The following is a 23,962-nucleotide window of genomic DNA, read 5'->3' as shown; positions in this document are numbered from 1 at the left end:
TGAACTAAAGGTATATGATATGATTTATGTCATTAGAAAAATTCGGGTGATCAATGTTTAGTTTAATGTAAGGGAGAAAGGTTTATGGAATCATCAATTAATCAGAATGTCCGGCCGAAATATGGAATTTTAGCGATACTTATGGTTGGTGCATTTATTTCATTTTTGAATAATACACTGTTAAATGTTGCATTGCCATCCATAATGATAGACCTTGATGTAAGTACTTCTGTCGTTCAATGGTTAACAACTGGGTATATGCTAATTAATGGTGTATTAATTCCGACGACAGCATTTTTGATTCAAAAATACTCTGTGCGTCGCTTGTTCTTAGTCGCGATCGGCTTGTTTTTATGCGGTACTTTTATTGCGGGTATTGCACATTCATTTCCCATCTTGTTAGCTGCACGAATGGTGCAGGCATCAGGGTCGGCAATTATGATGCCGTTGTTAATGAATGTTATGTTAATAAGTTTTCCAATCTCGAAGCGTGGAACAGCGATGGGGGTTTTCGGCTTAATTTTAATGTTTGCTCCAGCAATTGGACCAACACTTTCCGGATGGATTGTTGAGCACTATGATTGGAGAATGCTATTCCATTTTGTAACACCAATTGCAGCTGTCGTGTTTTTACTCGGCTTTTTCCTATTGAAGGGTAAAAAAGAAAAAGTGGCTATTACTCTGGATTTGCTTTCTTTAATCTTGTCCAGTATAGGGTTCGGCGGTCTGCTTTACGGTTTTAGCTCTGCAGGATCAAAGGGATGGGATAGTTTGCAGGTGTATGGAACAATTACGTTTGGGGTTATCGCACTTATCTGGTTTATACTTCGACAATCAAAGCTTGAAAAGCCAATGCTGAATTTCGATGTGTTTAAGTATCCAATGTTCTCTTTAGCATCTGTCATTTCAATGGTTGTGAACATTGCGATGTTTTCCGGATTTTTATTGCTTCCGATTTATGCACAAACAATTCGCGGTATTTCACCGATGGAAACGGGGTTAATGCTATTACCGGGCGCGCTCCTGAATGCATTTATGTCGCCAGTCACGGGGCGATTGTTTGATCGGTATGGCGGACGGGTGTTGGCACTTACCGGCTTATCAATTATGACGATCACAACATATTGCTTTAGTAACTTAACGGTTGAGACGGGATACTTCACACTTATGCTGCTGCATGCAATGCGTATGCTAGGTCTATCTATGGTTATGATGCCAGTTTCAACCAATGGTCTAAATCAGCTGCCTGCAGAATATTACCCACATGGAACTGCAATGAATAATACGTTGAATCAGGTATCTGGAGCAATTGGTACGGCGTTATTAATAACGATTATGTCAATTCGCGAGAGTGTATATGCAAACCGTTTAACCGAGGCGGTAACAGGTAGTATAACAGCAGAAACACAACAGCAAATTGCTTTAGAAGCAATGCTGGGTGGAATTAATGATGCATTTTTCATTTCTACTTTTATTATTGCAATAGCAATTATCCTTGCCAGCTTTTTGAAACGAGCGAAGCAAGGAGATATTAAAATGATGTAAATCATCTTAAGCCCGATACAAAATTTTGTATCGGGCTTACTTATTTAGAGGTGTTTTAATAGTTCAGAGATAGCTCTTTTGCTCAATAGGTGATAGGGAAAGCATCCGATTGTCCAGTTTAATCAGACCATTTAAAATGATTTTAAGGTATTTTTAACTTTAATAGTTTTTCATTTTATTAGCTAAGTCCATATCAAAATCAAAAAACGACGAGTTAAATAGTTCTGACTTCAGAAAATCAAGAACAGAAACTGGCAGAAAAATGAAGAATGACCATGTTTCCTAACATTGATACAATAGAAGAAGAGCAGTATACTCATTATAGATTTAAGTTAATAAAGGAATTTTCTCTATTAATTATAGAAGTATTCAATTCTGTTTAAAAACAGATTAGTAGGTATGACATAATCGCCTTGTATTTTAACCAATATTATTAAATTTGCGTGAAAGGGGAGATACCATGAAATTTTTTCATACCGCAGATTGGCACTTAGGAAAACTTGTACAGGGTATCTATATGACAGAGGATCAGCGTTACGTATTGGAACAATTTATTCAAGCAGTTAAGGAAGAAAAGCCGGATGCGGTCATTATTGCAGGTGATTTATATGACCGAGCAGTGCCGCCAATTGAAGCAGTTCACTTATTGGATGAAGTGCTGGAAACGATTGTGCAAAAATTAAAAACACCTGTTATTGCGATTGCAGGAAACCACGATAGTCCAAGCAGGTTAAACTTTGGAAGCAGCTTAATGAAAAATCATGGTTTTCATATTGTTGGTAATCTAACAAAGGAATTAGAGCCGGTTATTTTAGAGGATGAATTTGGAAAGGTATATTTCCATCTGATTCCGTACTGTGATCCAAGTGTTGTAAGAAATATATTTGAAGATGAGGATATACGCACGCATAATGCCGCTGCCAAAAAGCTTATCGAACAAATATCCCTGCAGATGGACGCCACCGCCCGTCATGTTGCAGTTGGACATGCTTTTGTAACACCGCATGCCAAAGAGGAGGAAAATACAAGTGATTCTGAACGGCCGCTTTCCATAGGTGGTGCAGAATATGTCGCTAGTGAACACTATATGCCATTTCACTACACAGCATTGGGACATTTACATCAGGCACATTACGTAGTCGATGAAAAAATACGTTATTCCGGATCAATTTTAAAATATTCTTTATCCGAGGAACACCATAAAAAAGGCTTTCATATCGTAGAGATGGATGCTTCTGGGTATGTTACGGTTGAAAAACGTCTCTTGAAACCTCGAAGAGATATTCGCATGGTTGAAGCTTACTTAGAAGATTTATTGAATCATCCCATCAATCAAGATTATGTATTTGTTCGATTGCTGGACGAGACACCGGTTTTATCACCGATGGAGAAGGTGCGGTCTGTCTATCCAAATGCTATGCATGTTGAGCGTAAAAGCTATTCAATAATGCCTGTTGCTTCAACAGAGGATCGAGTGATTAATCGAGCCAAGATGAGCGACGTGGATTTATTTAAGGCATTTTATAATGAAGTAAAAGGCAGCAGTGCAACAAGTGAAATGGAGAATATTTTTAAAGAAACATTGGATGAACTATTAAAGGATGCAAATGAAACAAATGAGTCTCTGAAAGAGAAAGCGTCTGTATCGAATTAAAACGATATAAAAGAAAGGAGTGCAAATAAGTTGAAACCACTTCAATTATCAATGACAGCATTTGGTCCATATAAAAATACAGAAACGATTGACTTTAGAGAGCTGGAAGAGACGAATCTATTTGTTATATCAGGAAATACAGGAGCTGGAAAAACAACAATCTTTGATGGTATTGCTTTTGCATTATATGGCAGTGCAAGCGGGGCGGACCGGGAAGATATAAAGGCACTTCGCAGTGATTTCGCTGATGATAACATCCATACTGCTGTGGAGTTGGAATTTTCTTTAAATGGACACGTGTATCGGATACTCCGCCAGTTAGGTCATGTAAAAAAAGGAAATAAATCGAAAACTGGGGAACGTTATGAGTTCTTTGAAAAAGTAGATGACAAAGAAATTCCATGTGTTGACAGACAAATTGTATCTGAAATCAATAAAAAGGTAGAAACTATTATTGGCTTAACGCAAGACCAATTTAAGCAAATTGTGATGCTGCCACAAGGTGAATTTCGCAAACTATTAACGTCGGACACGGAGAATAAAGAATCTATTTTAAGAAGGCTTTTTAAAACAGAACACTACAAGCATCTCAGTGAACGATTGAAAAATAGGAAACATACAGTTGAACAACAATATAACCAAGTAAGACAAACACTTGACCACTATATATCAACCATTTATTCTGTCCTGCCTAAACGTGAGGATTCCACATTAGCAAGTGTGCTGGCTGCAGAACATTACCACACGCAGCAGATTATCGCTGGGCTGGAAACGGAGGCTGATCATTACCTTAAGCAAATCGAAAACGATGAAAAAGCATATGAAGCAGCATATCGCAAACACGATGAGAAGCAAAATGCTTTCCACGAGGCACACGCATTAAATGAACGATTTAATGAGTTGGATATAAAAGAGAAGCGCTTGAAGCAGCAGAAAGAGCAAGTACCAATGTTTGCAAAGAAAGAAAAGAAATTAGAAGCAGCAGGGCGAGCAAGTACAATTGAAATTTATGAAAAGCAGGTTTCTGATTGGCAAAAGGAAACAAAGGAGAAGAAACATGTATTAGAAAATGCAGAAGTTGCTCTGAAGCTAGCTGAAACAAAACTTGAAAAAGCAGCATCTTTTTATAAGGAAGAGGAAAGTAAAAAGGATTTAAGAGAAGAAACAGGGAAGAAGCTAGATCGATTAACTGATTATTTACCAATCGTAAAAGATATCGATCAACAAAAAAATAAATTGGAAAAGCTTGTGAAAGAAGGTCAGCAAACTCGATCTGAACTGGAAAGACGTAAAGAAGAGCTTCATAGCAAAAATGAATCGGCTGAGAAATACCAGGTTCAAATTAAGCAGCTTGATGAGGAGGTAAACCAATTTCATGATAAGAAACAGCAACTGCTCGAGATGAGGGAGCGTGCAAAGCTGCTGCAAGGTTACATGGATTTATCCAAGCAAAAAGGCAAGCTTGAACAAGTCCTTTCCATAAAAGAAGAGGAATTTAAGCAGGCGAAAGAGCATTATCAGCTTCAGGAGCAAGCTTGGCTAGCTAATCAGGCAGTTGTTTTAGCAAACCACTTGCATGATGGAGGAGCATGTCCTGTTTGTGGCAGTATCGAGCATCCAAATAAGGCAACAGCACAAAAAGATGCTATTACAAAAGAACAACTGGAAACTTTGAGAAAAGAATTGGACACAAAGAATGATTTGTACAGAAATGCTCAAGCTGATTTAAAGTCTAAATTAGCCCAGCATCAAGAAAAAGAAACAGAAATAGCAGAATATGCGATTCCGCTTGATACTGTTGCGTCCGTTTTTGAACAATTGGTAGAAAAGGGGAAAAAGCTAGCAGCTGAAGTAACAGCTTTAGAAAAGAAACGCTCCGAATTAAAAGAGCAAAAAGAAGTACAAGAAAACTTAACCGCAGTTATAAAACAGCTAGAACCAAAAAAAGAACAGCTTGAAAAGGAATATCAGAATCTGGTAACTTCCTATGAATCGCAAAAAGCTGTATATCAGGAACGGTTACGAAACATCCCTGATGAAGTTAGGGAGCTGTCGGAGCTAGAGAAGCAATTAAACGAGACGAAAAAAATGAAAGAAAATCTAGAAAGACAGTGGGAAGAAGCACAAGCTGAGCTGCAAAAAGCAAAAGAAGAGCAAGCAAGCGCAAGTTCAAACCAAATGCATGCTAAAAAACAATTGTACGAAACGAATGAGAAACACAAGATTGCAGAAATTCAATTTCATGAAGCGATGCAAGATGCTGGATTTCAATCGATTGAAACTTATCGTGAGGCAAAAATATCTGCGGCTAATCAGCAGGCATTAAAAAATGAGATTGAACAGTTTAAACAAAGCTTGTCCGCGCTAACAGAACAGGTTGCTGATTTAAAAACAGGCTTAAAAGCAAAATCGCGAATTGATTTAACGGTACTAAAAGAGCAGCTGGATAAGTTAAAACAAGCATATGAGCTAGCGCTGAGTACTTGGAATCGCTCAAAAGAGAGCTATCAAGAAGCAATTGATTTAAAGGTTCGTATTATGGAGGCCGAGAGTCGTGTGAAGGAACAAGAAAAGCAATTAGCCACCATCGCTGAACTATATGATGTTCTTAGAGGACAAAATGATCGAAAAATTTCTTTTGAACGCTATTTGCAAATTGAATATTTGGAGCAAATCATTGATGCTGCAAATATGAGATTAAGGGATCTATCAAATGGTCAATACTATTTAACGAGAAGTGATCGTCAGGAATCACATGGTAAGCAAAGCGGGCTAGCACTTGATGTGTATGACTCTTATACCGGACAAACCCGTGATGTCAAAACATTATCAGGCGGGGAAAAATTTAATGCATCACTTTCGCTTGCGCTCGGCATGTCTGATGTCATTCAAAGCTTCCAAGGCAATATTTCAATTGATACAATGTTTATTGATGAAGGCTTTGGCTCGTTAGATGAGGAATCGTTAAGCAAAGCTATTGATGCCCTGGTTGCATTACAGCAATCGGGTAGAATGATTGGTGTTATCTCTCATGTGCAGGAGCTGAAAAATATATTCCCTGCAATGCTGGAGGTTAAGAAAATGAAAGAAGGCTATAGCAGCACGAGATTTGTAATGCAATAACGCAAAGCCCATAAAACGGAGAACGTTTGTGGGCTTTTTTCTATTCTAAATAGAAATGCGTATGTTTAATGAGGAACGTAAAATACTAATTATAATAGCATCGTTGCTTATTAATAGACATAAAAATCTTCTTAGCTGAAAAAATGGTACTTAAAAGGGGTGTTATCTTTGCGTGTGAGGATTGAACTGACATACCGTACAAAAAAAGGACTCGAAACAGTGCTCTGCACTGATGATATGGAACTAAGTCAGGCTATCACTATTGCAGAAGACATGGAGAAAACAGGACGCATCAAGCAGTTAACATTTATTGATAATAATGAAGGAAACTGGACCTATAAGCAATTAAAGAAATACATGGAAGAAATTAAAACGGAACCCCATGATATAACCGTTTATTTTGATGGTGGGTTTGACCTGAAGACAGATAAAGCCGGTCTTGGCTGTGTTATTTACTATAGACAGAACGAAAAAGACCTTCGAATTCGAAAAAATGCTAACGTTGATGGACTTGTTAGTAATAACGAAGCAGAATATGCAGCACTTCATTTAGGATTAACGGAATTAGAGATATTAGGGGTTCACCATTTACCTGTTACTTTTGTAGGAGATTCAAAGGTTGTTATCCATCAGCTTGATGGGGAATGGCCATGCTACGAAAAGGAATTAGCGGCATGGATTGATCGGATTGAACGAAAAATAGAGCAGCTTGGAATTACGCCCACATTTAAAGATGTCTCTCGCAAGATGAACCGAGAAGCTGATCAATTAGCAACACAGGCACTGCAAGAGATCGAAATTACAAGTCAGCGTAAATGGTGATGGGAAGCAAGTCGGTTGCAAAAACAGTGATTTGGAAAACCCTTCCAAGCCACTTTATATGAGTTGTTTTTCGTAATACTTTATATTATCATTTAACTATTGGTAATTTAGAGGTTAATAGATGTGCATCATTTCACGAAGCAATACAGTATTAAATTTTGGTAATTATAAAGGAGCAGGGCATTGAAAATAGGAATAGATAAAATAGGCTTTTATACACCACACTTATATGTAGACATGAACAAATTAGCTGTAGCAAGGGGCATAGAGCCGGAAAAATTCACAATTGGAATTGGTCAGGAAAAAATGGCGCTTGCACCAATTACACAAGACCCGGTTACTTTGGCAGCAAATGCAGCACTTGGAATTTTAAACGAGGCGGATAAAGAGAAAATTGATTTCGTTATTTTTGGTACGGAATCTGGTATTGATAACTCTAAGTCGGCAGGGGTTTATGTACATAATTTGCTTGGGTTAAATCCCCGTGCGCGTACTGTTGAAATGAAGCAGGCATGCTACGGCGCAACTGTTGGAATACAATTGGCAAAAGGACATATTGCATTAAATCCGGAAAGCAAAGTACTGGTTTTAGGTTCTGATATTGCAAGGTACGGTCTAAATACATCCGGTGAATCTACACAAGGTGCTGGAGCGGTTGCGATGGTGATTAGTGCAAATCCAAAAATCATGGTCCTCGAGGAGCAGAGTGCTTATTTAACAAATGATATTATGGATTTTTGGAGACCTATTTATTCAGACAAAGCGTTTGTTGATGGAAAGTTTTCTAATGAGCAATACATATACTTCTTTTCAAAGGTTTGGGAGCAATATAAGGAAAAATCTGGTCTTGAATTGAAAGACTTTGAAGCGATTTGTTACCATTTGCCATATACAAAGATGGGACTAAAGGCGTTGCGTACAATTTTTGATGAAAGTACAGAGGAAGACAAAGAAAAATTAGTAGCAAACTATCAAGTAAGTACGCAATATAATCGAATCGTTGGAAACATTTACACAGGATCATTGTATTTAAGCTTGCTGTCCCTTCTTGAATTGAGTGAGGGTTTGGAAGCAGGATCAAGAGTTGGCTTATATAGCTATGGATCAGGTGCTGTAGGAGAATTCTTTACTGGGATATTACAGCCGGATTATCGCGAGCATCTTCATGTTAACAATCATACGAGGCTGTTCGAATCAAGAACTGAAGTAACTGTTCCCGAGTATGAAAAAATATTTGAGGAGACTCTACCAGTTGATGGTTCCACGTTAAAGTTTGATATTACAAAAGATCCTGCTGCAATTTGCTTAAGTGGAATAGAAGATAATAAGCGTTTGTATGTGAGAAAGTAGGACATTTATATAAATTTTTTAAGGTGTAAAAGTTTTCGTGACAAAAATTTGATGTTGATTAATTTTTATGTTATTATATTCTAATGGTACATTATTTAAATAATAACTTCTCCCTATAAAATATACTAGTGAAACAAATTTATAGCAAATAAGGCTGTCTTGGAAGATTGTATTTTTATGATTTTCCGGGCGGTCTTTTTTAATGCAAATGCTGCATTCTTTTCTAAGATCTGGAATGCATATATTATGCATGATTGGACTGTCATCTTCCAATGAATGACTTGATAGAGAGATATCTCAACTTCAATATGCACTATTATTAAATTGGTTGGAAATTTTTGGAGGTTAGGAAAGGATAAACTTTTCAATCTGCATAAGTGCAATTAAGGCATTCGCCTAAAAGGCTGCCCCCCAAAGTAGAGGGCTTTTAAGAAAGCAAAGAATGCTTTCTTAAAAATCCCTTTAACGCATGCCAATTTTTCTAATGACTGAAATTTAGCGGAAAGGAGAAATGAGAAAATTGAGCTCAGAAAAAAATAAATATCAGGATCAGTCACTGTTTAACCTTACATGGCCACTGTTCATTGAAATATCCCTTCACATGAGCGTGGGCATTATTGCTACATTAATTTTGAGTGGCTACTCTGATAATGCTGTTGCGGGTGTTGGCGTTGCCAACCAGATAATGAATATATTTATTTTAGTGTTTAACGTAACAGCGATTGGAGCAACCATTCTAATCGGTCAAAATTTAGGTGCTAATCGGATTAAAGAAGCTCGCAGTATAGCGAGATCTGCATTCGGACTTAACTTCTGGATTGGTATTGGCATGACGGTTGTAGTTGCTGTTTTTGGAGGAATCTTTTTAAATTTTTATGGTTTAAGCGGTGAAGTATATAGTTACGCGCATACTTATTTAGTAGTTGCTGGCTTGTCTCTTTGTCTTGAAGCAGTTGCTTTGGCTTTGAGTGCAGTGCTACGCAGTTATGGTCATACAAGAGAAACAATGTTTGTAACTATCATGATGAATGTGATTAGTATCATCGGTTTCCTCATAGCGATTAATGGTTTGTTTGGAATCCCGGTAACAGGAGTTGTTGGAGTTTCTGTTTCCATAATTGTTGCAAGATTATTTCTGGTGTTGGCACTATTATTTTTCGTGTTTAAACGTCTTGCAATACGTTACAGGATCAATGATATTTTAAAGATTGATAAGACAAACACAAAAAATCTAATGAGTATTGGAATACCATCGGCAGGGGAGCAGCTTTCTTATCAATTGTCCCAAGTTGTGATAACAAGCTTTGTAGCAATTGTTGGGGACGCAGCTTTAGCAGCTAGAGTGTATATATTAAATATCTCGATGTTCTGTTTTATGTTTACCATGGCAATTTCACAGGGGACCCAAATATTAGTTGCGCGCTATGTAGGAGCAAAGCAATATGAGAGAACATTAAAACGGGGGTTAAAGACACTTCAGATTGCTTTTTTCATTTCGATTGTTATCTCCTTTATAATCGCATTTACTGGAAAAAATCTTCTTGGACTTTTTACAGAGGAGCCAATGATTATTGCTGTGGCACTACCTGTTTTATGGGCAATCGTATTTATTGAACCAGGCCGTGCCGTGAATATGGTTTTAATGGGTTCACTAAAATCAGTGGGGGATGTCCGATTCCCAGTAATAATAGGGATCATATCCATGTGGGGACTTGCGGTTGTACTTAGCTATGTGTTTGGTATTTCACTAGGACTAGGTCTTCTCGGAGTTTGGCTGGCACAAGGTGTGGATGAATGGGTACGTGGAATATTTGCCTATAGGCGTTGGAAATCTCAGCCTTGGCTACGAAAGAAAGTAATGCGAGATCCTGCTTCAGTATAAAGATTTTAAATGAAATAGCCGATACAGAAGGAAGTATCGGCTATTTTTATATTTACATTTTTATCGCAGCACGTTTCGTTAACAGTCGAATAACAATAAGCGTTATGAGTATTCCGGCGATTAAGATCGGCCATGTTAAGCCACTTGGAATAATATCCAATGCTGAGAAGTTTTCAAATAGTGGTATACCCATTATTAATCGTATCATGGAATCTTTAACAGCAACAATCACAATTGCAACCGCAATAAATAGTATTCCGAAAATAACGTTTATGCGATAGAAGGCAGAACTGATCAACCAGCCAGCAAGATAAAATACGAAAAGATGAAGGCTGAATAAGCCAAGTGAAAGAAAAATATTAGATTCTGGATTAATAAATGGTGTTAGCAGGAACGATAAAAGAATCTCACCAATAATATTACCGTCAATATCGATAACAATATCCTCTAACGTACGATCTGCTAATGCAATATGAGAAAAATTATGAACAATTAATTTTTCTATCAAGCTAATCAGATAGGTGAGAATCGGAATAACGATAGATAAGCCAAAACTTGCAATCACATTTCCAAGGAAATAATCTTTGCGTGTTATACCATGTTCTACATAATAGGGTAAAAAATTTATGGCAATAATACCGATGACGAACATATAAATATTACCTGCTACATAGCTGGCGCTGTAGAATGTATCTAGGTGTTCGCTTAAGAAAATTTTACTAATATTAATGATGAGGTGAATACCGAGTGCCCAAAACGTCCAAGTGAGCTGTACCCAAAATAGATCCAAGGAAACTTTTGGGGAAAGACTAGATCTATGCATGTTCATCATCCTCCTTTGTAAGCTGGATAAATAGATCTTGGAGCGATACGGGACCAATTGTAAGCCCTAATTCTGAAGCAGATAATCGATCGGCTTCATTCATTTCACCGTAAATTGTTACAGATCTTGTGTCTCCTAATTGCTCCTCATTAAGTATTTCTTTGTCTGCAGCAAATCTGTCTACTGCATCCTTGCTTCCGACTACAGTTACACCACGAGAAACGATAGCATCGTAGGGTTCTTGAAGAATTATTCTTCCTTCATGAATAATAATTACCTCATCAAATAAATAATCCATTTCAGACACAAGATGGGTAGACAGAATGATAATTCGTGGGTGCAATTCCTGATCCTTTAATAATTCTTTATAAAATAAATCACGAGCTGGTGCATCCATTCCAAGGTATACTTCATCAAATATTGTGATTGGTGATCGACTAGCTAATCCAACAACGACATTAAATGCGGATTGTTTACCTTTCGATAGTTTGGCCACTGATTTTTTACCTTCTAATTTGAATTTCTTTATTAGTTCCATTGCGTATTCTAAATCAAAATGTGGACGGTAACGACCAATATATTTGACGATACTTGATGGAGAATCTGTTTCACCATTAAAATCCTTATTGTACATAAATGTTACCTCTTGCATAATATGAGCATTTTCAAATGGTACCACATCATTAATTCGTAAATTACCAGAAGTAGCTTCCCGAAATGAGCCAATAATAGATAGGAGTGATGTTTTACCTGCACCATTTCTCCCAAGCAATCCATAGATTTTTGGTTCATTTATTTCAAAATTCAAGTCATGCAGTACTGTGTCATGTCCATAAGCAAGATGAAGATTGGCAGCTTTAATATGCACTATTTTCCACTTCCTTTCACTTTTTTAATATAGGTAAGGATTTCTTCCGTCGTGATTTCTAATTTATTGGCTTCCTGAACAAGTGTAACGATATAATCCTCCATAAAAGATTTGCGTCTTTTTTCAAGCAACTTTTCTCTTGCTCCTTCAGCAACAAACATACCGATACCTCTTTTCTTAAATAGTATTTCCTCATCAACAAGCTGGTTTATTCCTTTAGAAACTGTCGCATGATTGATTTTATAGTAATTAACAAGCTGATTTGTAGAAGGTGCCTGATCATTCGCTTTCAATTGATTATTAATAATCTGATCTTCAATTTGTTCTCGGACTTGTATATAAATTGGTTTATCTTCATCAAAATTACGTTTCATTGGCTGCCTCCTTTGGTTATTCTCTGTTATGGTTGTATACTCATGTGTATAACCATAACAGGAGGAATATATACTGTCAATAAATTTTTGAAAAAAAGGGCGAAGGGGTATAATGATATAAGAGTCTTACTTTTTCATGGAGAAAGGAAAAGCAGGAATATACACTGGAGGTGATTGGAATGGTGAAGAAAATTTCGTTAATGGATGCTTTCATAATTGAAACACTGCGAAAAAATGGTGTATCTAATCAGGAAATTATTCAGCATGTAGAAAGAAAAGATGTGGCGCGCTTTCGTACTTATCATGCAAGCTTTGATTTTAATGAATTGATTCAGCTTGAAGAAAGATTAGGGACAGCAGAATTCCAAAAGGTTTTAAGTGAAGGCTATTCGATTAAATTCGTCACATACAATGGTCTGAAAAACTTACTATTTCTGAAATTTGACAAAATCGAAGATCGTGATTATGAGCTAGGGGATGATGGATTTAGTCAGTTGAGGCTGGATGAGGATCAGGGGGAGCAGCTTGAAAAAATGCTTTCAGGAAATTGGAAGATTGAATTTATGGGAAAAGAAAAAAATTGTGTATTCATGGATGTTTATCTTACAAATAGTCTAATTGGAAATGTGTAAAGTAAAAGAAGGGACGGACATCCTGCCGTCCCATTATTTGATCATGAAACAATTTCTTTCTGTGCAGCAGTAATCAGCTTTGCTTGAATTAATCGTTGTCTTACCACGATACCAATCAGGCTTGCTAGATATGCTTTGATGAAACCGACTATTAGAAATGGATACACTCCGGCTGCTAATGCTGCATTCCAGCCTAAATCTAAAACAATTTTTAATTGGATTGTACCAAATAGTAGTGTAACAAACATTCCTGCAATATTAGCGATCAAAGCTATACGAACCGTAAAACCGGTTTTTTCTAAAATTACCCCGGTGATATAGGCGGCTGAAATGAACCCGAAAATGTAACCACCTGACGGACCTGCTAATACTTGTGGTCCACCGCTAAAGCCTGCAAAAACAGGAAGTCCGACAGCTCCAATGGCTGCATAGCATATCATTGCTAAAGAGCCCTGGCGACTGCCTAAAACGGTAGCAGCAATTCCAACAGCTAAGGTTTGTCCACTTATCGGAATAAGTGGGAGCGGGATTTCGAGTTGCGCTAAAATTGCTGTTATCGCTGCAAAGATTGAACAATTAAGTAGAACCCTAAGTCTCTTGCTTTTTTCATTCATCATGCAAATCTCCTTACTAAAGTTATTATAATTGCTGAAAAATTTTCTTATTATTTTGGATTATAAAATGAAGGAAACTACATTGTCAACCTTTTATTATTTTGGGTGACGAATGAAAATAATTCTTTAAAAGGATTCTATTAGAACATGACAAAGGATAAAACAATTATAATTATTCTTTCCCTTGCGAACAGAAGAGAAAGTATGCGTTAATTAAGGTGTCGGACCGATAGACTCTTGTGAAAGGAGGCTGATTATATTGATCACAAATACAGAGGTGATTTCCGCATAGCGGAAATACCTGCCAGGGGCCGTATCTACGGCCCCATTTATTTGGAGTGTTCATTCAGAAAATTAGCATCTTTCCATAATTGGGAAGATCGTTTATACTTTTCAATAAGCAGTAAGGCATTAGAATTTAAAAATCAAGGAAAGGAGTAGGTATGAGATGAGCAATTTAATGTTTGATTCTAGAATAGATGTAGACGTAGACGTTAACAAGGAGGACGTAAATCGTGCAGTACAAAAATGCAAAAGAGGTCCTTCCCCCTAGTTTGCTAAAAGAGATGCAGAAATATATTCAAGGCGATTTGATTTATATCCCAAAAGCAAAAAGTGAGCGGGCAGGCTGGGGAGAAGTGAGCGGGTCGAGAGCGTTAATCGCTGAACGGAATGAGGAGATTTTTCAATTATACATTAATGGAAAATCATTGGAAGAATTAGAGCGGAAGTTTCATTTATCAATTGACAGTATACGAAAGATTATTTATAAAATGCGTAACAATCATGTATAACTGCATATCATTATATATTGTTAGAAAAGCGTGAAGTTTCGAAAGGGACTTCACGCTTTTTCGGGTGGAAAAAACAATGAGAACAAAAAAGTTGTACAAAACAATTATAATGATTCTTTCACTTGTTCATATAGGTCTTTCCGTGAGTTAATAAGTATACAGCAATTGATTTTTAAGAAAGGAGGTAACAGAGATGTTCACTAAGTTAAATGAGGTGGCTTGCGTTTAAGCGAGTCCCATACACCTGCGAAAGCTTCCTTTGTGAGAAGTGTGCTCAGACTTAAGTTGCAGAGGTTCTAAAGCGTTGGTGGTAAATAATTGTTACCGAATTTCAGGCCCTGAGCCGACGACCAGAAGTCTTCCCAGTTGTATGATTAATAAAAAACAACATTAAAGGGAGGAAGCAATCGTGCAGACGGACATTGCTATTTATAAAAGTATTGTATATGATCGAATGGAAAAAATAAAAAATGAAACATATGGAAAAAGAGTCCTTAATAAAAGCTATCAAATAGATTGGAAAATAAGTGTTGCTATGCTTTTAAACGCATTTGGATAAATGGGAAGACTGGTTAACAGTGAATGGAAAAGAAATTCGATATTGGAGAAATGTAACATTCAATTGTAATGCTGGAATGCCACAGCGATATAGATGAGCATGCCGTGGCATTCTTTAATTTACATAGAGAGAGAGCATAAGATAAAATTAAGTCTGTTTTTTAAATCAATAATCATAATATACCATATTTTTTAATTTTGTTATAAAGGGTCATACGGGAGATACCCAATTTCTTGGCGGTCAGCGCTTTGTTTCCATTCGTCTTCTTTAGCATTTTTGCAATGCGATCCTTCTCCATCGCCGCTTTTTCTTGTGGCAATAAATGACTTGTCTCCGGAACAATCCGGTTTTGTTGTAATGCAGGATTTGGAAAGTAATCTAATACATCCTGCTTCACAATAAATGGTTTTTCGGAAAGAATTACAATCCGTTCGATAAAATTTCTAAGTTCGCGAACATTTCCTGGCCAGTTATATTCGAGTAAAATGTGTATAGCATCCTGTTTCATTTCTGGCGTTGGCACTTGATGCTGGATAGCGAATTGTTTCAAAAATAATCGGACTAACCCTGGGATGTCATCAATACGTTCTCGGAGAGGGGGCATTGTAAGCTGAATGACGTTTAACCGATAAAATAAATCCGAACGAAATTCCTTATCTTCCATAAGCTGTATTAAATTTTGATTTGTGGCTGCAACAAATCGTACATCAACTTTTCTGCCGGTAGAATCGCCAATTCGATAAATCCGGTTCTCCTGCAGTACTCGCAGGAGCTTTACTTGCATGTCTAATGGGAGTTCACCAACCTCATCAAGAAACAATGTACCACCATCAGCCATTTCAATTTTCCCTGCTTTTCCATTCTTCTCAGCCCCAGTAAATGAACCGCCTTCATATCCTAGTAGCTCACTTTCAAATAATGCACTGGGAATAGCTCCACAATTTACCGGAACAAATGGTCCATTCTTTCGATTGCTTGCTTCATGAATGGCTCGAGCACATATCTCTTTTCCTGTTCCACTTTCGCCAAGTATAAGAGTTGTGGCAGTTGTTTTCGCTGCTTTTCTAGCAATTTGGATCGTCTGTTGAAGAGAGAGACTCTTTCCCTTTAATTTTGAAAATGGTGTTTCCTCGTGATTCATGTTCACACGCTGTCTAAGCTCATTTAGTTCTGCAGCAGTTGTTTCTAAATTGTTATTTAACTTAACGATTTGCGTGACATCTCTTTCAATGGAAGCAGCACCGACAAGTTCTTGATTTTCATTGTAGACAGGAGCGGCATTTATGACAACATGCTTATCTTCACGTGGTTGATGATACGTATTTTTTACAGGTTCTCTTGATGCAAGAACCTGTAATACAATCAGATCATCACTGTGAAAATAGTTGGTAATAGGTTGATGGAGGATAGCAGATTGATCGATATTATACGTTTGGACAGCGGCTGCATTCCAAAAAAGAACCTGCTGATTAGTATCCACAATTGTTATTGCGTCGTCTTCTAATGAAAGGATTGTATCAAGATAAAACTTTTCATGAAACATCGTATCACCTCATACAATTTCTACTGTAAAGAATATTGTATATATTGTTTACATTTGTGTAAACAGAGTGTACAAAGGTGCATGGCCGTTTTTATACATGTTTCAACAAAAATAAAAAAACAAACCCTTTCATTGTAAGCGATTGCTATGAAGGGTCAGTAATAAATAAAAAAATTGGCATGAATTTTGCTAGTTATAGGTGAGGCAAGAAATATTATTACAATTCTAGCTAACTACTATTTATTTTGAGGGAGGTTTATTTAATGGTTTTGCCATTTAAACATGAGCCATTTACAGATTTTAAAGATGATAAAAACCGTCAGGAATTTGAAGGGGTATTAGAGCAGGTCAAGGGTGAGTTAGGAAAAGAATACCCACTCATAATTGATGGAGAGAAAGTTTTTACAGAAGATAAGCTTGTGTCAATTAACCCTGGTAACAAAGAACAACTTATCGGGAAAGTTTCAAAGGCAACAAAGGACCACGTTGAACAAGCGATGGAAAGTGCACAGCGGGCGTTTAAGTCCTGGAAAACATGGACAGTACAGGAACGGGCTGATTTATTATTCAGAGCAGCAGCAATTGTACGCAGACGGAAGCATGAATTTTCCGCATGGCTGGTTCTGGATGCTGGAAAGCCGTGGGATCAGGCGGATGGAGATACTGCAGAAGGAATAGATTTCTTGGAGTATTATGGTCGTCAAATGATTGAGCTTGGAAAAGGAAAGCCTTTAGCTGATCGACCAAATGAACATAATGCATATTTTTATCAACCTATGGGGCCTGGAGTTGTTATCCCGCCATGGAACTTTGCTTTTGCAATTGTATGTGGAACGGTAGCAGCGCCGATTGTGGCAGGAAATACAGTGTTGCTAAAACCATCGGAAAACACACCGGTCATTGCTTATAAACTAGTAGAAGTGTTAGAGGAAGCCGGATTGCCTAAAGGAGTCCTGAATTTTGTGCCAGGTGACCCAGCTGAAATAGGAGACTATCTTGTAGACCATAAAGATACCCATTTTATTAATTTTACTGGGTCACGTGCAACTGGAACACGAATTTATGAACGTGCAGCGAAAGTACAGGAGGGACAGCAATTTCTCAAGCGTGTTATTGCGGAAATGGGTGGAAAAGACACAATTGTTGTGGATAAAGATGCAGATTTGAAATTGGCTGCTGATGCGATTGTTAACTCTGCATTTGGATTTTCCGGACAGAAATGCTCTGCTTGCTCAAGAGCTGTCATTCACCAGGATGTATATGATGAAGTACTTGAAAAATCGATAGAGTTGACGAAAAAGCTGACTGTTGGAAACCCATCTGAAGAAAATGTCTATATGGGTGCCGTTGTGAACCAAAAGCAGTTTAATAAAATTAAAGATTACATTGAAATTGGAAAGACGGAGGGTGAACTTGCATACGGTGGAGAAACTGATGATTCCAAAGGTTTCTTTATTTACCCAACAATTTTCAAAGATGTGGACCCGAAAGCTAGAATCATGCAGGAGGAAATTTTCGGACCGGTTGTGGCTTTTGCCAAAGCGGCTGATTTTGATGAGTTGCTGGAAATTGCGAATAACACAGAATATGGCTTAACTGGTGCAGTTATTTCAAATAATCGTGAGCATTTGAACCGAGCACGTTATGAGTTTCATGTTGGAAATCTTTATTTCAATCGTGGCTGCACTGCGGCCATTGTTGGATATCAGCCGTTTGGAGGATTCAAGATGTCGGGTACGGATTCTAAAGCAGGAGGGCCGGATTATCTGCAGCACTTCTTAGAAGCTAAAATTGTATCGGAAGCATTTTAATGGACGGGTGTGCGGCAGGCTGAAGCAGCTTGTCGCAAATTTTTACGCAAGGAAGGCAAGGCTGGAAATAATATGATTTATTATAAAAAGGAGCTACAGTGATGGGCAATCTAACAAGAGAGTTTTTTATTGGTTTATCAAATAATAAGGTATTAAATGCAAACGCCAAAAAATGGGGTTTTCGCCTTGGAGCGGAAAAATTTGTTGCAGGAATTGATATTGTTGGTGTAGTGGAGACAGTAAGGCAATTAAATACCCGCGGAATCTCCTGCACGTTAGATAATTTGGGAGAATTTATCTTGGACCGAAGTGAGGCTTTAGTTGCTAAGGATGAAATTATTCAAATGCTCGAGACAATTCATGAGGAAAGTCTGGATTGTCATGTATCCTTGAAGCTGACCCAGCTTGGTCTTGATATTGACAAAGAATTTTGTATTGAGACTATGAGTGAGATTTTGGAAAAAGCTGCAGCCTATAATATTTTCATCAATATTGACATGGAAAAATATATACATTATGAAAAAACGCTTGAAATTCTAGATGTATTACGGAAGAAATACCCTCTTGTTGGCACTGTAATTCAGACCTATTTATACCGAGCAGAAGAAGACCTGAAGCAGTTGGAGCACGTGCGTATTCGAATGGTAAAGGGTGCGTACAAAGAAAGTGAAGCAGTAGCTTTTCAAACAAAAGAGGATATTGACGAAAATTTTATAAAGCTTGCAAAACAACGCTTGCTTGGAAGTGCGTTTACGTCGATTGCTACACATGATCATCGCATCATCAATGAAATGAAAGCGTTTGTAAATGAGAATAATATAAGTAAAGATAAATTTGAGTTCCAAATGCTTTATGGATTTCGAACAGAAATGCATGATGAGCTGGTGAAAGAGGGTTATAAGTTTTGTACGTATATTCCTTTTGGGACAGACTGGTTCGGCTATTTTATGCGTCGTTTAGCAGAACGACCGCAAAATCTGAATCTCGTCATGAGAGATGTATTCTATACGAAGGAAAATAAATTAAAAAAATCTCCAATTATTACTGGTGCAGCTGCCTTCTCACTATTTGTTTTATGGAGAAAAAAACGAAGTAAAAAACTAGTATAATATCTTTGGCGTTTACTGAATAGCAGTGGATGATTCGACTACTTGCATACGTACAGCAGTGTGCAGTGAGAATGATGAAGGAATATTACTTTATATGTAATTATATAAAATAGTTGGTTTAAAACGCATTTTTGTGCGATAATTCTAAAAAACGCAATAAAACTAGTGAAGTTGCGTGAAAATGCAACACACAGGAAAAAATATTCAAAGGGGGATTACATGACGGATTATACGTATCAGTTGCTTGCGATTATTCTTTATTTAGTTGCAATGATAGCAATTGGAGTATATGCATACAAGAGAACAACAAATCTAGATGACTACATGCTTGGGGGAAGGAATCTGAATGCGGCGGTATCAGCTCTGAGTGCTGGCGCTTCAGACATGTCACAATGGCTATTGATGGGACTGCCGGGTGCTATTTACCTTTCAGGGCTTGTAGAAGGTTGGATAGCAATTGGATTACTGCTCGGTGCTTGGTTAAACTGGATTTTCGTAGCACCACGTCTTCGTGTCTACACACAAGTATCCAACAATTCGATTACCATCCCGAGCTTTTTTGATAATCGATTGAAAGACAACTCAAAAGTATTGCGAATCGTATCTGGTATTATTATTTTAGTTTACTTTACATTTTACGTTTCATCTGGAATGGTAGCAGGTGGGGTCTTCTTTGAAAGCTCCTTTGGTTATGACTATCATACAGGCTTACTAGTTGTTGCTGGTGTAACAATTGTCTATACATTTATTGGTGGTTTCCTTGCGGTGAGCTTTACGGATGTGGTACAAGGAACGATGATGTTTCTGGCACTTATTCTTGTTCCGATTTTTGGTGTTATGCTAACAGGTGGGATTGGTGATACGATAAGTACGATTCAAGAATTTAACCCAACATTGCTTAGTTTCTTTGCTACGGCAACAGCTACTGGAATTATATCTTCCCTTGCATGGGGATTAGGTTATTTCGGACAGCCGCATATTATCGTAAGATTTATGGCAATTCAATCGGTAAAGGAAACGAAAAAAGCAAGACGAATTGGTATTGGATGGATGTTTCTTTCTTTAGTTGGTGCAGCAGCTACCGCTCTAGTGGGTGTTGCATATTTTCAGCAAAATCCTGATATTACATTAACAAACCATGAAGCAGTTTTTATCCAATTAGGTCAAATTATTTTCCATCCGTTTATTGCGGGAATCATGCTTGCAGCCGTATTGGCCGCGATTATGAGTACGGTATCCTCGCAATTAATCGTAACATCCTCAGCATTGGTTGAAGATATTTATAAGGCTGTATTTAAAATAGATGCTAGTGATAAGCAGCTCGTTAATCTTGGACGATTAGCTGTATTACTTGTTTCTGGTATTGCAATGATCTTTGCTTGGCAGCAAAATGATACGATTCTTGGTCTTGTATCCTTCGCCTGGGCAGGATTTGGTGCTTCCTTTGGGCCAATAATTCTTCTGTCGCTGTATTGGAGAAAAATTACAGGGATCGGTGCGATGTGGGGGATGATTGTTGGTGCGGTTACCGTATTTGTGTGGGGGACTTCTAAACTTTCCAAATACCTATATGAAATTGTCCCAGGCTTCTTATTATGTTTAATAGTTGCTGTAGTTATCAGTCTGCTAACCTATAAGCGGAATGAGGCGGTTGAACGTGAATTTGATGAAACACTTGAAATTATTAAAAGGGAAAGATAGGAATACTAAAGAACGAGTCTTGCTAGCTAGCAAGGATCGTTTCATTCATTTTCAGCTAATAAAAAACACATATATGTGATTTCTATTTAAATGTTTCATAGATTTAAAAGAAGGTAATAGTATGGAATAGAAGACAATTAAAATGTAGGAGGAATGCAAGATGTCAGAAACAAAGGCAATGATAGATGTTATTAATCCTGCGAACGGCGAAAAGATTGAATCCATACCACGTGCTAGAAAGGATGAAGCAATTGCTGCAGTAGACCGTGCTTATCAAGCATTCCAAGAATGGTCAGAGAAAACGGCGGATGAGCGCAGTGAGCTATTAATGAAATGGCATCATCTGATTCAGGAAGAACTGGATGATATTGCGAAAACCATGACACTGGAGCAAGGTAAACCGCTTGAAGAAGCAAAAGGTGAAGTTACGTATGCCAATAATTTTATTTCCTGGTATGCAGAAGAAGGAAAGCGTGTTTATGGAGAGACAATTCCAGCTTCAGCACGTAATAAACGGATTATGGTACATAAGCAGCCTGTAGGAGTAATAGCTGCTATTACGCCATGGAATTTCCCCGCCGCAATGATTACCAGAAAAGTAGCACCCGCTTTAGCTGCAGGCTGTACAGCTGTTGTGAAGCCTGCAAGTGCGACCCCATTAACAGCAATAAAACTTGGGGAGCTAGCGTCAAAAGCTGGCATACCAGAGGGCGTTCTGGAAATTCTTCCTGGGGATTCGGGGGAAATCAGTGATGCTTGGATGGAGGACTCGCGTGTACGCAAGGTTTCGTTTACTGGATCTACCGAGGTTGGAAAGGTTCTGATGCGTAAATCAGCTGACACCGTCAAGAAGATATCCCTTGAATTAGGAGGCCATGCACCGCTGATTGTGATGGATGATGCAGATCTCGATAAAGCAACGGAAGGGGCAGTACGGTCGAAATTCCGAAATGCAGGCCAAACCTGTGTATGCAGCAATCGGATTTATGTGCATAAGGATGTTGTGGATACATTTACGGATAAATTTAAACAAAAAGTAAGTGAATTAAAGGTTGGTAATGGGCTGGAAAAAGGCGTAGATATTGGCCCGTTAATTGATAAAAATGCATATGAAAAAGTTAATGAACACTTAAAAGATGCGCTTGATCAAGGTGCTGAACTTATTCATGGTGGAGAATCCTATCAAGAATCGGATGGATACTTTGTTGAACCAACTGTACTTAAAGGGGTAACCGAAGAGATGCTGTGCATGAATGAGGAAACATTCGGTCCGTTAGCCCCGATTTCCACGTTTACGACGGAAAGAGAAGTAATTGAGCTGGCCAACAACACACCATACGGTCTTGCCGCCTACCTGTTCACGGAAAGTATATCGAAAGCAGTTCGTATAGGAGAAAAGCTCGAATATGGAATAGTTGGAATTAACGATGGCATGCCTTCTACTGTGCAAGCTCCGTTTGGCGGATTTAAAGAAAGTGGACTTGGCCGTGAAGGTGGTCATCACGGCATAGAAGAATATTTAGAAGTAAAGTATTTCTCGATTGGTATTTAAATTTCAATGATTGGACCTGCAGGAGAATATTTCTTCTAGCGGGTCTTTTCTACTTTCAGGCATTTTTAAAACGTCTATTTTTTAAATTAAAGCTGAATACGCTTTATTTAATAGACAGAAAAATAGCTACCTTTCCGTATTAAATTGTGATAAAGTTTCCAATTAACGTATTGTTTTGTTTTTGTAAGAAAATATACGTACATTGCATAATTAGGGGATACATACGAGGATCAGAAAAGATGAAGACATTAGGAAAAATCAGTAATTTTGCAACAAGTACATTCGCGCTTTGGGTTATTTTTTTCGCAATATTTAGTTACCTATACCCTTCCGGCTTTGCTTGGATTGCCCCTATATCTCATTCCTCCTTGGAATTATCATGTTCGGTATGGGTTTAACATTATCCATAAATGATTTCAAAGGTATTATTAAACAGCCTAAAAGTGTACTTATTGGTGTAGCAGCACAATACACGATCATGCCATTATTAGCATTTGGTTTATCGCATCTCTTTCAGCTGCCCCCAGAGGTAGCAGTTGGTGTAATTCTGGTTGGCTGTTGTCCGGGGGGGACTGCATCCAATTTAATGACCTTCATGGCTAAAGGCAATACCGCATTATCGGTAACGATAACATCTGTATCCACATTACTTGCGCCGATTATGACACCGGCACTTACATTATTACTTGCAAGTCAGTGGCTTCCGGTATCGTTTGGCGATATGTTTATGTCCATTGTGAAGGTCGTATTATTACCGATTGTACTTGGTGTAGTTGTGCGTATATTATTCAGTAGGCAAGTAGATAAAAGTGTGACAGCTCTGCCATTAGTTTCAGTTATTGGTATTGTTGCGGTTGCAGCTGCGGTTGTTGCGGTAAACAAAGAGTCAATCGCTACTACAGGACTGTTAATTTTTGCTATTGTTGTCCTGCATAATTGTTTAGGTCTTCTTATAGGCTACTTCATTGCTAAGTTGTTTAGGTTAAATTTTGCAGATCAAAAAGCAACCTCAATTGAAGTCGGTATGCAAAATTCCGGCCTCGGTGCTGCATTGGCCTTAGCGCATTTTGCGCCAATTGCAGCTGTTCCAAGTGCCATTTTCAGTGTTTGGCATAATATTTCAGGTCCAATTCTAGCAACGTGGTGGGGAAAGCGAAGTATCGAACAAACGAATAATACGAAAGAAACAAAGGAAGCTGGCTGAAT

18 protein-coding genes and 1 pseudogene are annotated in these 23,962 nt (G+C 37.9%); 14 read left to right on the top strand and 5 right to left on the bottom strand.

From position 1 onward, the window contains the following. Positions 1-84 precede the first annotated feature (84 nt). The 6 genes from NSQ77_RS01680 to NSQ77_RS01655 all read left to right on the top strand — a co-directional run bounded on the left by NSQ77_RS01680 (position 85) and on the right by NSQ77_RS01655 (position 10,376). A complete protein-coding gene (locus NSQ77_RS01680; protein WP_339228478.1) occupies positions 85-1,545 on the top strand; it encodes a DHA2 family efflux MFS transporter permease subunit in 1,461 nt (486 codons plus the stop codon). 460 nt (positions 1,546-2,005) lie between these two features. Then, positions 2,006-3,199 (top strand): exonuclease SbcCD subunit D, encoded by a 1,194-nt coding sequence (locus tag NSQ77_RS01675; RefSeq protein WP_339228477.1) that lies wholly within the window; start codon positions 2,006-2,008, stop codon positions 3,197-3,199. Positions 3,200-3,229: 30 nt separating this feature from the next. Then, the gene (locus NSQ77_RS01670; protein WP_339228476.1) at positions 3,230-6,322 is read left to right on the top strand and encodes an SMC family ATPase; all 3,093 of its coding nucleotides are present in this window, start codon (positions 3,230-3,232) and stop codon (positions 6,320-6,322) included. Positions 6,323-6,490: 168 nt separating this feature from the next. Further along, positions 6,491-7,144: a ribonuclease H family protein gene (locus NSQ77_RS01665; RefSeq protein ID WP_339228475.1), complete on the top strand. Its 654-nt coding sequence runs from the start codon at positions 6,491-6,493 to the stop codon at positions 7,142-7,144. 183 nt (positions 7,145-7,327) lie between these two features. Next, positions 7,328-8,494: a hydroxymethylglutaryl-CoA synthase gene (locus tag NSQ77_RS01660; RefSeq protein WP_339228474.1), complete on the top strand. Its 1,167-nt coding sequence runs from the start codon at positions 7,328-7,330 to the stop codon at positions 8,492-8,494. Between the two features lie 520 nt (positions 8,495-9,014). Continuing rightward, entirely contained in the window at positions 9,015-10,376 is a 1,362-nt protein-coding gene (locus NSQ77_RS01655) for an MATE family efflux transporter (protein WP_339228473.1), read from the top strand. 52 nt (positions 10,377-10,428) lie between these two features. Here the strand turns inward: NSQ77_RS01655 and NSQ77_RS01650 are convergent, their stop codons facing one another. Genes NSQ77_RS01650 through NSQ77_RS01640 form a run of 3 tightly spaced genes read right to left on the bottom strand, consistent with a single transcriptional unit; the run spans position 10,429 to position 12,441 of the window. Beyond that, the gene (locus NSQ77_RS01650; protein WP_339228472.1) at positions 10,429-11,199 is read right to left on the bottom strand and encodes a hypothetical protein; all 771 of its coding nucleotides are present in this window, start codon (positions 11,197-11,199) and stop codon (positions 10,429-10,431) included. After that, positions 11,192-12,067 (bottom strand): ABC transporter ATP-binding protein, encoded by an 876-nt coding sequence (locus NSQ77_RS01645; RefSeq protein WP_339228471.1) that lies wholly within the window; start codon positions 12,065-12,067, stop codon positions 11,192-11,194. Before NSQ77_RS01645 ends, NSQ77_RS01650 begins: the two co-directional genes overlap by 8 nt. Further along, on the bottom strand, positions 12,067-12,441 hold the full coding sequence (locus NSQ77_RS01640) for a GntR family transcriptional regulator (protein WP_339228470.1): 375 nt from the start codon (positions 12,439-12,441) through the stop codon (positions 12,067-12,069). The genes NSQ77_RS01645 and NSQ77_RS01640 overlap by 1 nt, the downstream gene beginning before the upstream one ends. Before the next feature lie 179 nt (positions 12,442-12,620). Between NSQ77_RS01640 and NSQ77_RS01635 the strand changes: the two genes are divergently transcribed. Then, positions 12,621-13,073 (top strand): hypothetical protein, encoded by a 453-nt coding sequence (locus NSQ77_RS01635; protein WP_339228469.1) that lies wholly within the window; start codon positions 12,621-12,623, stop codon positions 13,071-13,073. A gap of 41 nt (positions 13,074-13,114) precedes the next feature. On the opposite strand, the gene NSQ77_RS01630 is transcribed toward NSQ77_RS01635, so the two are convergent. Next, on the bottom strand, positions 13,115-13,687 hold the full coding sequence (locus NSQ77_RS01630) for a biotin transporter BioY (RefSeq protein ID WP_339228468.1): 573 nt from the start codon (positions 13,685-13,687) through the stop codon (positions 13,115-13,117). Positions 13,688-14,202: 515 nt separating this feature from the next. On the opposite strand from NSQ77_RS01630, the gene NSQ77_RS01625 reads away from it, so the two are divergent. Then, the gene (locus NSQ77_RS01625) at positions 14,203-14,481 is read left to right on the top strand and encodes a CD3324 family protein (RefSeq protein WP_339228467.1); all 279 of its coding nucleotides are present in this window, start codon (positions 14,203-14,205) and stop codon (positions 14,479-14,481) included. Positions 14,482-14,890: 409 nt separating this feature from the next. Continuing rightward, on the top strand, positions 14,891-15,040 hold the full coding sequence (locus NSQ77_RS01620; RefSeq protein WP_339228466.1) for a hypothetical protein: 150 nt from the start codon (positions 14,891-14,893) through the stop codon (positions 15,038-15,040). A gap of 172 nt (positions 15,041-15,212) precedes the next feature. Here NSQ77_RS01620 and NSQ77_RS01615 read toward each other — a convergent pair whose 3' ends face one another. Then, on the bottom strand, positions 15,213-16,583 hold the full coding sequence (locus NSQ77_RS01615) for a sigma 54-interacting transcriptional regulator (RefSeq protein ID WP_339228465.1): 1,371 nt from the start codon (positions 16,581-16,583) through the stop codon (positions 15,213-15,215). A gap of 263 nt (positions 16,584-16,846) precedes the next feature. Here NSQ77_RS01615 and pruA point away from each other — a divergent pair, with 263 nt between their 5' ends. The 5 genes and pseudogenes from pruA (at position 16,847) to NSQ77_RS01590 (ending at position 23,960) form a co-directional block, all read left to right on the top strand. Continuing rightward, the gene (pruA, locus tag NSQ77_RS01610; RefSeq protein ID WP_339228464.1) at positions 16,847-18,394 is read left to right on the top strand and encodes an L-glutamate gamma-semialdehyde dehydrogenase; all 1,548 of its coding nucleotides are present in this window, start codon (positions 16,847-16,849) and stop codon (positions 18,392-18,394) included. 101 nt (positions 18,395-18,495) lie between these two features. Next, positions 18,496-19,503 (top strand): proline dehydrogenase family protein, encoded by a 1,008-nt coding sequence (locus NSQ77_RS01605; protein ID WP_339228463.1) that lies wholly within the window; start codon positions 18,496-18,498, stop codon positions 19,501-19,503. A 219-nt stretch (positions 19,504-19,722) separates the two neighbouring features. Continuing rightward, positions 19,723-21,204: a sodium/proline symporter PutP gene (putP, locus tag NSQ77_RS01600; protein WP_339228462.1), complete on the top strand. Its 1,482-nt coding sequence runs from the start codon at positions 19,723-19,725 to the stop codon at positions 21,202-21,204. A 160-nt stretch (positions 21,205-21,364) separates the two neighbouring features. Beyond that, a complete protein-coding gene (locus NSQ77_RS01595; RefSeq protein WP_339228461.1) occupies positions 21,365-22,756 on the top strand; it encodes an NAD-dependent succinate-semialdehyde dehydrogenase in 1,392 nt (463 codons plus the stop codon). 239 nt (positions 22,757-22,995) lie between these two features. Beyond that, positions 22,996-23,960, top strand: a pseudogene (locus NSQ77_RS01590) (bile acid:sodium symporter family protein). Positions 23,961-23,962 lie beyond the last annotated feature (2 nt).

Source organism: Oceanobacillus sp. FSL K6-2867 (assembly GCF_037963145.1).
In the GTDB taxonomy this organism is placed as follows: domain Bacteria; phylum Bacillota; class Bacilli; order Bacillales; family Amphibacillaceae; genus Oceanobacillus.
Note: the sequence above shows the minus strand (reverse complement) of the source record. Positions and strands in the feature narration are given on the sequence as shown.

What these genes read in the sequence shown, in the direction of transcription:
- NSQ77_RS01675 (WP_339228477.1), top strand. Translation starts at nt 2,006, where the DNA reads ATGAAATTTTTTCATACCGCAGATTGGCACTTAGGAAAACTTGTACAG.
- putP (WP_339228462.1), top strand. Translation starts at nt 19,723, where the DNA reads ATGACGGATTATACGTATCAGTTGCTTGCGATTATTCTTTATTTAGTT.
- NSQ77_RS01605 (WP_339228463.1), top strand. Translation starts at nt 18,496, where the DNA reads ATGGGCAATCTAACAAGAGAGTTTTTTATTGGTTTATCAAATAATAAG.
- NSQ77_RS01680 (WP_339228478.1), top strand. Translation starts at nt 85, where the DNA reads ATGGAATCATCAATTAATCAGAATGTCCGGCCGAAATATGGAATTTTA.
- NSQ77_RS01635 (WP_339228469.1), top strand. Translation starts at nt 12,621, where the DNA reads ATGGTGAAGAAAATTTCGTTAATGGATGCTTTCATAATTGAAACACTG.
- NSQ77_RS01630 (WP_339228468.1), bottom strand. Translation starts at nt 13,687, where the DNA reads ATGAATGAAAAAAGCAAGAGACTTAGGGTTCTACTTAATTGTTCAATC.
- NSQ77_RS01595 (WP_339228461.1), top strand. Translation starts at nt 21,365, where the DNA reads ATGTCAGAAACAAAGGCAATGATAGATGTTATTAATCCTGCGAACGGC.
- pruA (WP_339228464.1), top strand. Translation starts at nt 16,847, where the DNA reads ATGGTTTTGCCATTTAAACATGAGCCATTTACAGATTTTAAAGATGAT.
- NSQ77_RS01650 (WP_339228472.1), bottom strand. Translation starts at nt 11,199, where the DNA reads ATGCATAGATCTAGTCTTTCCCCAAAAGTTTCCTTGGATCTATTTTGG.
- NSQ77_RS01615 (WP_339228465.1), bottom strand. Translation starts at nt 16,583, where the DNA reads ATGTTTCATGAAAAGTTTTATCTTGATACAATCCTTTCATTAGAAGAC.
- NSQ77_RS01640 (WP_339228470.1), bottom strand. Translation starts at nt 12,441, where the DNA reads ATGAAACGTAATTTTGATGAAGATAAACCAATTTATATACAAGTCCGA.